General features: G+C 54.4%; 11 protein-coding genes. 9 read left to right on the forward strand and 2 right to left on the reverse strand.

Annotation, left to right across the window (positions count from 1 at the left end):
• The first annotated feature begins 210 nt into the window (after positions 1 to 210).
• From ACFOMG_RS08990 to ACFOMG_RS09005, 4 genes are all read left to right on the forward strand, one after another.
• On the forward strand, positions 211 to 567 hold the full coding sequence (locus ACFOMG_RS08990) for an HU family DNA-binding protein (RefSeq protein ID WP_376866121.1): 357 nt from the start codon (positions 211 to 213) through the stop codon (positions 565 to 567).
• Positions 568 to 628: 61 nt separating this feature from the next.
• A complete protein-coding gene (locus tag ACFOMG_RS08995) occupies positions 629 to 1,246 on the forward strand; it encodes a uracil-DNA glycosylase family protein (RefSeq protein WP_376866122.1) in 618 nt (205 codons plus the stop codon).
• 192 nt (positions 1,247 to 1,438) lie between these two features.
• Positions 1,439 to 2,254: a metal-dependent hydrolase gene (locus ACFOMG_RS09000; RefSeq protein WP_376866123.1), complete on the forward strand. Its 816-nt coding sequence runs from the start codon at positions 1,439 to 1,441 to the stop codon at positions 2,252 to 2,254.
• Between the two features lie 69 nt (positions 2,255 to 2,323).
• Positions 2,324 to 3,364, forward strand: a complete 1,041-nt coding sequence (locus tag ACFOMG_RS09005) for a helix-turn-helix domain-containing protein (protein ID WP_376866124.1) — start codon at positions 2,324 to 2,326, stop codon at positions 3,362 to 3,364.
• Positions 3,365 to 3,461: 97 nt separating this feature from the next.
• Here ACFOMG_RS09005 and ACFOMG_RS09010 read toward each other — a convergent pair whose 3' ends face one another.
• Together ACFOMG_RS09010 and ACFOMG_RS09015 are read right to left on the reverse strand one after the other, a co-directional pair.
• Entirely contained in the window at positions 3,462 to 4,256 is a 795-nt protein-coding gene (locus ACFOMG_RS09010) for a hydroxyacylglutathione hydrolase (RefSeq protein ID WP_376866126.1), read from the reverse strand.
• 58 nt (positions 4,257 to 4,314) lie between these two features.
• Positions 4,315 to 4,776 (reverse strand): HIT domain-containing protein, encoded by a 462-nt coding sequence (locus ACFOMG_RS09015; RefSeq protein WP_376866127.1) that lies wholly within the window; start codon positions 4,774 to 4,776, stop codon positions 4,315 to 4,317.
• A gap of 105 nt (positions 4,777 to 4,881) precedes the next feature.
• On the opposite strand from ACFOMG_RS09015, the gene ACFOMG_RS09020 reads away from it, so the two are divergent.
• From ACFOMG_RS09020 to ACFOMG_RS09040, 5 genes are all read left to right on the forward strand, one after another.
• Positions 4,882 to 6,072 carry a GNAT family N-acetyltransferase gene (locus ACFOMG_RS09020; protein WP_376866128.1) on the forward strand — a complete coding sequence of 397 codons (1,191 nt, stop codon included), beginning with the start codon at positions 4,882 to 4,884 and terminating at the stop codon, positions 6,070 to 6,072.
• 87 nt (positions 6,073 to 6,159) lie between these two features.
• Complete coding sequence (locus tag ACFOMG_RS09025; protein ID WP_376866130.1) at positions 6,160 to 6,567, forward strand: hypothetical protein; 408 nt, start codon at positions 6,160 to 6,162, stop codon at positions 6,565 to 6,567.
• Between the two features lie 68 nt (positions 6,568 to 6,635).
• Positions 6,636 to 7,961: a TolC family protein gene (locus ACFOMG_RS09030; protein WP_376866131.1), complete on the forward strand. Its 1,326-nt coding sequence runs from the start codon at positions 6,636 to 6,638 to the stop codon at positions 7,959 to 7,961.
• A gap of 41 nt (positions 7,962 to 8,002) precedes the next feature.
• Complete coding sequence (locus tag ACFOMG_RS09035) at positions 8,003 to 9,211, forward strand: efflux RND transporter periplasmic adaptor subunit (RefSeq protein WP_376866132.1); 1,209 nt, start codon at positions 8,003 to 8,005, stop codon at positions 9,209 to 9,211.
• A 17-nt stretch (positions 9,212 to 9,228) separates the two neighbouring features.
• Entirely contained in the window at positions 9,229 to 12,405 is a 3,177-nt protein-coding gene (locus tag ACFOMG_RS09040) for an efflux RND transporter permease subunit (RefSeq protein WP_376866133.1), read from the forward strand.
• Positions 12,406 to 12,479: the final 74 nt, after the last annotated feature.

Consider the following 12,479-nt stretch of genomic DNA (forward strand, 5'->3'; position numbering starts at 1 on the left):
GGCGACAACTCAGATGATACTTTTGTGACTCAGGTCGTTTTCCGCCCTGAGTTCTTACAAAAGCCTACAAAAACAGGTATTTGGCGCTTGCCAGGCAAACGGTTTTCTATAAAAATCAGCTCAGTTGACTGACGAATCGGTCAATCTTCGGAAGTAAGTTCGTTAATGAAGTACGTTCGGAAATAACAATACTGTAAGGACCATAGACTTATGCCTGCCAAGAAAGCCGCTCCAGCCCGTAAAATCACGGCTGTAAAAGAAAAGTTCACTAAAACCCAGATTCTGAATGAAATCGCTGACAACACTGGCCTGAGCCGCAAAGAAGTTTCTGCCGTACTGGAAGAACTGGGCGTGGTGATTGAGCGTCACATCAAAAAACGTGCGGTTGGCGAATTCACTCTGCCAGGCCTGCTGAAAATCAAAACCGTTAAAAAGCCTGCTCAAAAAGCGCGCAAAAACGTACCAAACCCATTCCGTCCGGGCGAAACCATGGACGTAGCGGCAAAACCGGCTTCCACCAAAGTGAAAGTACTGCCGCTGAAAAAACTGAAAGACATGGCACTGTAAGATTGGCATCGTCGGTTAAAGCGGTCATTCTCTGACCGCTTTTTTTTGCCCGGAATTTGTCATGAGCCATCTGATTACGCTGTTACAGGATATTAACTCCTGCACCTTATGTGCCGGACAACTGCCACTTGGCCCACGCCCGGTGGTTCAGGCAGGTGCCAGCGCGCGGATACTGATCATTGGCCAGGCACCGGGCAGCCGGGTGCATGTCAGCGGTATTCCCTGGGATGATGCCAGTGGTAAACGGTTACGCCAGTGGCTGAATATCGCTCACGCCACGTTTTATAACCCACAACAACTGGCCATTATGCCAATGGGGTTTTGTTACCCGGGCAAAGGCAAAAGTGGCGATTTACCACCTCGTCCGGAGTGTGCTCCGCAATGGCATCAGGCTCTGTTACAGCAGTTACCGCAGGTCAGCTTAACCTTATTAATTGGCCAGTACGCGCAACAATATTACCTGGCGAACACGGATTTTATTCGCCAACACCGCTCGCTTACCGCCCGGGTACAACACTGGCACCAGGCGCCGGCTGGTTTTTTACCCCTGCCCCACCCGTCACCGCGCAACCAGATCTGGCTGAAGAAAAACCCCTGGTTTGAACAACAGCTGGTACCCGAACTGCAAACCCGGGTGGCCAGCTTACTGGCACAATCACCCCACTTATCTCAGGAATAAATTCATGCTGAAACGCTGGCGCTTATGGTGCAGTTATCCGCCACTGGCAACAGCTGGGCATCAGCAGCCACAACAGCCAACAAACTGTCCCAAAATGCACATACTCTGTCCCACCCGGTTGCCTGCCCGGGAGTAATCTCACTAACATCCATAAAGTGTGACGAAAACAACAATAAACAAAGGTGCTAAACCATGACTGCAGCGCATCAGCCAGGACAGATTCCGGTACGTAAAATGAACTTCGAGTTCAAAGATGTCCCGAAAGACTACCTTAACGGCAACCTGCCGTTCAGTAACTTCTTCAACGGCATGAATCTGCTGTTTCCCGAAGGTGAACGCTTTTTTATGCACGCGGTTCGTGACGGCCTGAAGCAACTCGACAACCCGACTGAAGACCTGAAGCAACGCGCCAAAGGTTTTTATGGCCAGGAAGCGCAACACTCTCTGGAACACCTGAAATATTTCGACATTCTGGATGAGAACGGCTACACCTTCCGCGAAGAACTGACGAAGTTCGATAATTTCATCATCAAAATGCGGAAAAAACTGCCGGTTAAGCTGCGCCTGGCAATGACTGCCGGTGCAGAACATCTCACCGCCATTGCCGCTCAGGTTGCACTGCGCGATCAGGACGTGGTGGAAGGTCACCCTGTTATGCGCGACCTGATGCAATGGCATGCGATTGAAGAAATTGAACACAAAGCCGTGGCCTACGACGTTTATCGCGAGGTGTCCGGTAACTATTTTCTGCGTCAGTTTGGTTACCTGTGTGCGGTACTTGTGGTGTTGGGTTATTCCTTTAAATTCGCCCACCAGTTTATGCGCCAGGATGGTTACAGCGGCCGCCAGGCACGTAAAGCCATGAAAGGTTCACTGCGGACAGTACTGAAACGTAACCGTTATCTGCTGAAAGATTTTCTGGCCTACCTGAAGCCCGGCTTCCATCCTGATCAGATCGATGACGAGCGTCTGATTGAAGAAGCCCGGGTCGATCTCGCCGCTTACTGAGTCTTTTATTGTCTCATTCCGGCCGTCAGTGCCCTGTGGTTTCTGCAGGGTACTGGTTATACTGCCCCCATGAATGAACTGAAACAGCTGAAATTTCCGGCCATTTACAGCCAGCTGGCCGCCGATTTTATTGCCAGCGTGCCACGCATGCAGGTGATGAATGTGCCGTTAACCCGGGTGTACGAATTATTGCACATCCCACGGGTGACCCTCGACGACCCACACGCCACCCTGAATGGCAAACAGGTCGAAATCCTGCTCGCGACAGGCAATCTGATTGCCGACAAATCGGAACGTTTCAGTATTCAGTTATGCCGCCAGTTTAAAGAAGACACCCTGGGACTGCTGGGTCTGGCACTGGTGAATTCACCCACCGGCGGTGATGCGTTAACCACCTTTCAGCGTTATATTTTTTTATACAGCCCGGGCATAGATTTTCATATCAAACGCAGCCGCCACCATCTGGAAGTGGTGTTATCTCCGCTGGTGCGTTTCGACAACACCATCGAACAGATTCTGTTCGAAATTATCTTCTGTGCGGTTAGTTTTTATATGCAGCGCGCCGGTATCGACGTCAGTGCTGAATATTATCTTCCTTATGTACTGGGCCAACAAAAAGCGGAGTTTGAGCACTTCACCCGCGGCCAGCTGTTCGAAAATGCGTCCCAGGCGAAAGTACGTTTTCCACTGGAAGTGCTGGATATGCCACTGCCCCGCCCCAACCTGGCAACCCATAAGTTATATATCGAGCAGCTGGAAAAACAGGCCGAAGAAGCCCGCGCCGCCGAAAGTTTCAGTCTCAAAGCCCGGCGTCACATCGAGCAGCAGGCCCAGGCCGGCCGCTTTATCAGCCGCGATGATCTGGCCGGACACATGGCGGTATCGGTGCGCACGTTAAACCGTAAATTAAAAGAGGACGGCCTGTCGTTTCAGCCATTACTGGATCAGGCACGCTTTGCCATCGCCCGGCGATTATTAATAGATACGGATAAAACCACCAAACACATTGCCTTTGATGTCGGCATTCAGAATCCGGCCGTTTTTTGTCGCGCCTTTAAAAAGTGGAGTGGAAAAACGCCGGGCGAGTTCCGCGAACGTCACCGTAGTTAAATCCGCTTGCCTGGCAGCATTCAATTAAAGAGGAATACCAGGCTGATTGTTATTTATTGATATAAACAGTCCTGAATTCAAGGATATTTTTCAGTGACTACCATTGATCCCGCAACGCCCGCAGCGCCTTAAACACATCCCGGTCACCCTCCCCAAGGTGAGGGAAATCGTGTTTCAGCTGCGCCCGGACGGCTTCACTGTGTAACCGCAAAAACGGGTTATACAAACGCTCCTGCCCGAGCGTCATCACCGGCATATCATCATGTTCCGTATCCGCCAGCTGCTGCTGCCAATGTAAGGCATCCGGATTGCCGGGATCACGACTCAGGGCAAAGGCCAGATTGTTTTTCATATAATCATGGCCGGGATATAACAGCGTTTCGTCCGGCAGCGGCAGCAGCTGCGACACGAACGTGTCGTACATGGTATCGACATCTCCGCCATTAAAACAATTACCGACACAGGCGTTAAATAAGGTATCGCCGGAGAATAATACCGGCTGCGGGTTATAGTCATCGGCCTGGGCTAATAAACACAAATGCACCGGCGTATGCCCCGGGGTATATAACACGGTCAAACGGATGGTTCCCAGCTCAACCACGTCACCGGCGACCAGACCGTGATCGACATTGGGAATTTTTCCCAAGGCATTTTTGTGCGCCCAGATTTGCGCTCCGGTCGCTGCTGCAACCACCGGGTTGCCTTCAATATGATCGTGATGTTCGTGGGTATTAATGATGAGTTTGATTTGCCAGCCCTGCTGCTCGGCCAGTTGCAGCATGTGTTCGCCGTCAAGCGGATCCAGGGCAATCGCCTGGCGGGTTTTCTCACAACCGATCAGGTAATTAAAATTACCCAAACGGTTAAACATGTAACGTCGTAATATTTTCATCAGGGAAGTCGCTTAATGAACAGAACCAGCATCATCCCTGAGGCATAACAACAGAAAATTACCAGTAGATATTATTTTCGGCGTCGTCTTCGCCGTGCAGGTCTTCAACAAAGTGACTTTCAAACAAACCTTTTAATTCATGCACCCGTTGCTCCAGCTGATCAGAGCTGTACGCCAGCGCCGGACTGTGCCCCCAGACCGGGCCGGGCCAGGCCGGATCATCTTCGTTGCGCACCACATGATGAACGTGTAACTGCGCCACCACATTACCCAGCGCGGCCACATTCATCGATTTGGCGGAAAAGTGATCGGCCATCTTTTCCGTTACCCAGACCGATTCTTTCATCATCTGCTGCTGATCGCTGTCCGACAAATGGTAATATTCGCGGATATCATTACGCGCCGGCACCAGAATCACCCAGGGGTAACGGCTGTCGTTCATCAGCAGTACCTGACACAGAGGCAGGCGACCAACCAGAATGGTATCGGCCTGCAGGCGTTCGTCGAGATTAAACATCATTCTACTCCTGTTGCTGATTCAGCCCGGCGAAGCGCATACAATGCCAGCTGAAGATCCGGATATGTTTTTCATCTTAGCTCTGATAACGCAGCAGGTCACTGATTTATGGCGAGTTTTTCTCCTGTCTACAGCATCGAAGAGATACCGCAACAACGCTGGCAGGCACTGCTGGCACAGGCGGACAACACCCAGCCGGGGCTGCATTACCCGTTTCTCGATTACCGTTTTCTGCTGGCACTGGAGCAACACCAGTGTATTGATGCCCGGCAGCCGGATCCGTTAGCGGCCAGCCACAGCGGCTGGCTGGTGCATTACCTGGTGGCCAAAAACAGCACGGGTGAGATCGACCAGATATTGCCGGCATTTATCAAACAACATAGTTATGGCGAATACGTATTCGACTGGAGCTGGGCCGATGCCTATCAGCGTCACAGCTTTGATTATTACCCCAAATTACTGCTGGCTGCGCCCTTTACCCCGGCCAGCGGACCACGCCGGTTAGGCCGGCCAGACGCTGACTGGTCCGGCGTTTGTGAAGCGTTGCAACAACATTGCGCCACACTGGGACTATCGGGCTGGCACCTCAACTTTATCATGCCTGACAGCCACCAGCTGCTGAGCCAGCAAGCCGGTGTTCTGCCACGCATGGCCTGCCAGTTCCACTGGTACAACCGTCAGTACCAGCACTTTGACCACTACCTCGAGGGTTTTACCAGCCGTAAACGCAAAGCGGTACGTAAAGAGCGGCAGAAAGTAACGCAGCAAGGCCTGACCCTGGTACGTAAAACCGGTAACGATATTCAGCCAGACGATATCGAGGTGTTTTATCAGTGTTACCAGATGACGTACGCCCTGCGGCGCTCCCGCGGTTATTTAAATCGCGGCTTTTTTCAGCAGCTGCGTGACACCCTGAACGAACAAATGATGCTGGTGATGGCCTGTGATCAGCATCAGCAACCCCAGGCCTGTGCACTGTACTTTTTTGACCAGCACACGTTATACGGCCGCTATTGGGGGGCATTACAGGAGTTTGATGCGTTACATTTTGAAGCATGCTATTACCAGGGTATTGAATTCTGTATCGAACGGGGATTACAACGGTTTGATCCGGGCACACAGGGGGAGCATAAAATCAGCCGCGGTTTTGAGCCCACGTTAACCTACAGCGGCCATCAGCTGATGCATCCGGAATTTCAGCGGGCAGTGGCGGATTTTGTTGCTCAGGAGCGCCAACAGGTATTGCTTTACCGTGACCAGGCAAACACCCTGTTACCCTTTAAAAACGCACCGGACTAACCACCGGCACGCTTCTTTACAGTTACTGCATAGACAGCCGCATTCACCCTTCTAAATACCCCGGGTATTTAACGTTCTGGTCCGGCCATGACATTTTCCGTAAAACAGCCGTTGTTACTCTGGCTTCTGATGTGTGTGATTGCGTTGCAATCACTGTTCGTCAGTGCCGACGTACATCCGGCGTTTGACGCTGAATTAAGCCACAATGCCGCCGCACTGGAACATCGCCACGGCGCCGAGCAAGCGTTACACGGACACCGTGATGGCGAATACGGCAGCCATCACCAGGCCAGTGAAGCGGCCACCGACAACCACACTGGCGACGAGAACTGCCAGCATTGCTGCCATTGCCATGCACCGACGTTCAGCTCCCTGATAAACAAAGACCTGCATCTGCCACAACCACAAAGCAGCGGTTTACGCTGGCCCACAGCGCAACAATTTCCGCCCGGATATTATTCCCCCGCCCTGCGCCCTCCGATATTGCTGAGTTAATCCGTTGTCACCGCAGTGGCCCGTCGCCGGGCCACTGCGTTCTTTAACGCATTAATAAGGCACTTTCCATGACCGGATTTGTACCCCATACCCCGCTGTCCCTGATACTGGCCAGCGGCCTGGCGCTATTGCCTGCAAGCCTGCTGGCAAACGAGCCATCGAACCCGCCCTACAAGCAACCGGAAAAACCGGTGGTGGCGGCCAGCCGCCCTGCGTCTGCGGCGTCAGTGACCAGCCCGCAACAACCGCTGGCCTGGCTGCGCCAGCAACTGGATAACCTGCCGGACAGTCTGGCGGCACGGCAACAACGAGACGCTCAGATCGCGGCAGCAGAAGCTACACAGCAACCGCTGTATAACCCGCAACTGAGTGGCAGCTATGAACAGGAAGGTAACAGTGAAAACCTGCAACTGGGTGTATCACAAACCATCGACTGGTGGGATCAGCGCGGCGCCCTGAGCCGACAGGCACAATGGCAGCGCCAGCAGGCCGAACAGCAATATCAGCTTGAGCGCCAGCGGATGCTGAGCCAGGCATTGCAGGCACTGGTGAACTGGCACAGCAGCCAGCGCCGTTATCAGCTGGCACGGCAACAGGAGCAACAACTCGATCAGCTCGCCAGCCTCACCGAACAGCGGCTGAATACCGGCGATCTGGGTCAGATTGATGTCGAGCTGACACGCTTGTCGTTGGCTGGCACCCTGGCCGACACCGCCGAGGCGGTTGCGGCTTACCAGACTGCGGAAAACGATGTCCGCCGCTGGCTGCCCGACTGGCGCCCAGCGGTTTTCAGCCCGGATGAGACATTCTGGCAAACGCTGTTGCGCCCTCTGAGCCAGGCCCAACAGCCGGCCACTCAGCAGCAGCTGCAACAACTACCTCAGTTACAACTGGCCAAAGCCCGCTGGCAGCAGGCTTTGGCCCGGGCCGACAGCCAGCAACGTGGCAACCGCGCCCGCCCCAGCCTTGGGGTCAGTGCCGGGCGCAATGCCGATCAGGACGTGATTGGCCTCAACCTGTCGATTCCACTCAATCTGCGTAATAACTACCAGGCCAGTAACCGTGCAGCCCAACAGCAGGCACTGGCGGCCGAATCCGGTTACCTGGCCCAGCTGCGTCAGCTCGACTACCAGCTGGAGTCGGCCCGCTCACTGGCGCAACAGTACCAGCAACAGCTGCAACGCTGGCAAACCCTGATGCACAACAGCCAGGACAACAGCGCCACCTTATTACAGCGCCAGTGGCAATCCGGCGACCTCAGTACACAGCAATATCTGCTGGCCCTGAGCCAACGACGGGACGGCATCGAAGCGGGCCTGCGACTGCAACGGGACGCCCGGCTGGCATTGATCCGCTGGCTGGAAACCAGCGCCCGGCTGCAGCACTTGCCCTAACACAGTTGTGACCTGTTTTTAACGAATTACGGACATCTATTATGACTATTTATACAACGGGCTTGATTGCCTTTATTACAGCCAGCGTGCTGCTGGCACCACAACCAGCCAGTGCCGGTGACAATCATAACCACGCTGCTCAACCAGCGGCACAGCAGCACAGCGATTCAGATCACGATGACCCAGACCACGATGATTCAGACCACAACGATGACAATCATCAGGATACCGGCCACGAAGCGGCCAGCGTCAGCCTGAGTCCGGCACAAATTCGCCTGGCCGGCATTAAGACTGAAACGTTAACGCCACAACGCATTGATTATCAGCGTTATGCGCCGGCGGAAATCAAAGCCAACGGTTACCGCAGCTACCTCGCCGCGCCACGGGTTGATTCGGTGGTATTACAACGCCACGCCACCCTCGGAGATCACGTTAAACAGGGCCAGCCTCTGGTGACCCTGTTCAGCGAAACCATGGCCGATGCCCAGGCGCAGTTTTTAACCTCCCGTGCGGAATGGCAACGGGTACAACAACTGGGACGTAAAACAGTGGGTGATCAGCGTTATATCCGCGCCCGGGCCGATCATCAGGTATCACTCAGCCGGCTGTTGGCCTACGGTCTGGAGCGCACGGCCATCGATACTCTGGCACGTCAGCCTGCCAGTCAGCTGGGGCAATACACCTTAACCGCCGCCATCGACGGTGCCGTGCTGAATGATGATTTTAATCAGGGCCAGCGGGTCGACGCCGGCACGGAGCTGATGCTGCTGGCCGACGAAAGCCAGCTGTGGGTGGAAGCACGTCTGCCCGCTCAGCCGTCTCTGGCATTACCCGCCGGCAGCAGGGCCAGCGTCGAGGTCGCCGGCCGGCGTTACGACGCTGAGGTGGTACAACAGGCCCACACCATTGATGAACAAACCCGTACCCGGGTGGTGCGGCTAATGGTTAACAACCAGGCACACCAGCTGCATCCGGGGATGTTTGCCGACGTGTATTTTCAGTTCCGCAGTCAGCAGCCCCAGCTGACTGTCACAGAAACCGCCTTAGTCCGCAGTGCCGATGGCGACTGGCAGGTGTTTGTTGAACAACAGCCTGGTGAGTTCGTCGCCGTTGAGGTGGAACGCGGTCAGAGTTTTGGTGAGCGCCATGCCATCCAGGGGCTGGCCGCCGGGCGCCGGGTGGTCAGCCAGGGAGCCTTTTTTGTCGCCTCAGAGCTCGCCAAAGGCGGCTTTGATCCACACAACCACTAAGCCGGGAGTCATGAATTATGTTTTATAAAATCATTGATTGGTCGGTGAAGAACCGGCTGCTGGTGGTCATTCTGCTGGCGCTGACAGTGGTGGCTGCGTTGTTCACGATCCCCAAATTAAATCTGGACGCCTTTCCCGACGTGACCAATGTGCAGGTTGCCATTAATACCGAAGCACCCGGACTGGCGGCAGAAGAAGTCGAGCAGCTGATCAGTTACCCGATTGAAGCCGTTATGTATGCCCTGCCCGATGTCGAACAGGTACGCTCGATTTCCAAAACCGGCTTATCCGGCGTCACTGTGGTGTTTAAAGAAGGCACCGATATTTATTTTGCCCGCCAGCTGGTTTTTGAACGGCTGCAGGCGGCACGGGAATTAATTCCCGCCGGCGTTGGTATTCCCTCCATGGGGCCCAACACCTCCGGCCTCGGCCAGGTGTATCAGTATTTATTAATCGCCGATAACACAATCGCGGATTATTCAGTGATGGATTTACGCTCGCTGAATGATTGGCTGGTGAAGTTATTATTAATGCCGGTAGACGGCGTAACCGACGTGTTGTCATTTGGTGGCGCTGTGCGCCAGTACCAGGTCAATATCAACCCGGCAAAACTGCTGGCGTATCAGCTGAGCCAGCAGGACGTGGTACAGGCGCTGGAAAATAACAACAGCAATGTTGGTGGCTGGTATATGAACCGTGGCCAGGAGCAACTGGTCATTCGCGGCACCGGCTGGTTAGCACCCGATCAACAGGGGCTGGAAGACATTCGTCGCATCCCTGTTAAAACCATCGATGGCACCGTGATCACTATTGGCCAGCTGGCGGAGGTGCAACTGGGCAGCGAAATCCGCCAGGGTGCGGTAACCATGAGCCGCAAAAATGCCGCCGGCGAACCACAAGCGCTCGGCGAAGTGGTCACCGGTATCGTCTTAAAACGCATGGGGGCTAATACCAAAGCCACCATCGATGGCATTAACCAACGGGTGGCGCTGATTAATCAGGCCTTACCTGAAGGGGTAGAATTTAAAACCATTTATGACCAGGCCGACTTAATTAATCAGGCGGTAACGACAGTGCAACATGCCCTGTTGCTGGCATTTGTTTTTATTGTGGTGGTACTGGCGTTATTTTTAATGAACGTGCGCGCCACCTTGCTGGTATTAATTTCTATCCCGATCTCAATTGCCATCGCCTTAATGGTGATGTCCTGGTACGGCCTGTCGGCCAACCTGATGTCATTAGGCGGTATTGCGGTTGCCATTGGTATGCTGGTCGATGGCTCAGTCGTGATGGTGGAAAATATGATTAAACACCTGAATAACCCCGGCGCCACGACCGGCATTAACCCGCCAGGCCAGGATGCGGTTGGTTTGCGTCTGAGCGCCGCCGGGCGTGAAGTGGCACGCCCGGTATTTTTTGCCACCAGTATCATCCTGGTGGTATTTATGCCGTTGTTCAGTTTTGAAGGGGTGGAGGCTAAATTATTCCAGCCAATGGCCATCAGTATTATGCTGGCGATGATTGCCGCGGTCTTCGTCGCCCTGGTCATAGTGCCGGCGCTGGCGACTTTTTTATTCCGCACGCCGGTCGCCGAAAAACCAAGCCCGGTGTTGCGTCCGTTGCAACAGGCTTACCACACCAGTCTGAGCTGGGCCATGGATCACACCCGGGTGGTGCTGAGTGCTGCGCTACTGCTGCTAGCTGGTGCCGCCTTATTAGTGCCGCAACTGGGCACCGAGTTTGTCCCCGAACTGGAAGAAGGCACCATCAATTTACGCGTTACGCTGGCCCCCTCCTCCAGCCTGGAAACCGCGTTAAGTGTTGCCCCACAACTGGAGACGCTGTTACTCAGCTTTCCGGAAGTGCAATACGCCATGAGCCGGGTTGGCCGGGCAGAGATCGGCGGCGACCCGGAACCGGTTAATAACATCGAAATCTACCTTGGCCTGGCACCACTAAGCGAATGGCAATCGGCTGACAACCGTGCCGAGCTACAGACATTGATGGCGCGCAAGCTGGAGCAATTCCCCGGCTTGTTATTCAATTTCTCTCAGCCGATCGCCACCCGGGTGGATGAATTATTATCCGGTGTGCGTTCACAACTGGCGATTAAATTATTCGGTAAACAACTGGATGTACTGGCCGAAAAAGGCCAGGCCATTGAAGCCGTGGTTAAAAACGTGGCCGGCACCCGTGATGTGGCACTGGAACAAATTGCCGGTGAGGCACAGCTGGTGATCCGTCCGGATCGGCGCCAGTTATCACGCTATGGCCTGAGCGTCGCCGATTTAATGACCCTGGTGCGCGATGGCCTGGGGGGTGTGGCAGCCGGACAGATAATTAACGGCAATGAACGTTACGATATTTACGTCCGCCTGGCGTCTGAATTTCGTCACAATCAGGATGCCATTCGTGAGCTGCGTTTGCAGTCTCCCAGCGGCGCCTGGGTACGGCTGGCAGAAGTGGCGGAGGTGGCAATGGAATCCGGCCCACCCCAGGTACGCCGCGATGACGTACAACGCCGGGTGGTGATTCAGGCCAACGTTCAGGGCCGGGATATGGGCAGCGTGGTGGCCGATATCCGCACGGCGGTTGGCCAGCAGGTTGACCTGCCGCCAGGCTATTCACTGGAAATTGGTGGCCAGTTCGAAAGTCAGCAACGAGCTCAACAACGACTGGCACTGGTGATTCCGGCATCGCTGGCGTTAATTGCCTTATTATTGTATTTCGCTTTCCACTCCGTCGGTCAGGCGTTGTTAATTCTGGTCAACGTTCCGCTGGCGGTGATTGGCGGCGTGTTTTCGTTGTATATTTCCGGCCAGTATTTATCCGTGCCCGGCTCGGTCGGTTTTATCACCCTGTTTGGTGTCGCGGTATTAAACGGCGTCGTGATGGTGGAAAGTATTAATCAGCGTCTGTACGGCCAGCGCCAGCCCACCAGCGATCAGATTCGTGCCGCCGCCTTTGCCGGTGCCTTATCGCGCCTGCGTCCGGTATTAATGACGGCATTAACTTCCGCACTGGGATTAATTCCCATGTTACTATCGAGCGGCGTCGGTGCCGAAATTCAGAAACCACTGGCCAGTGTGATTGTCGGCGGCCTGGTCACAGCCACACTACTGACCCTGTTCGTGTTACCCGTGTTGTACCCCTGGTTTTCAGCACGCAAGTTAGCCGACATCAGTAACGACTGAAAACGGCGACTCATAACAGACACTCGCGACCCTTTCCCACCCTCGGGTGGGAAACCTCTGACGGATAAGGATGT

This window comes from Bacterioplanoides pacificum (genome assembly GCF_042648445.1).
GTDB classification, from domain to species: Bacteria; Pseudomonadota; Gammaproteobacteria; order Pseudomonadales; family Oceanobacteraceae; genus Bacterioplanoides; species Bacterioplanoides pacificum.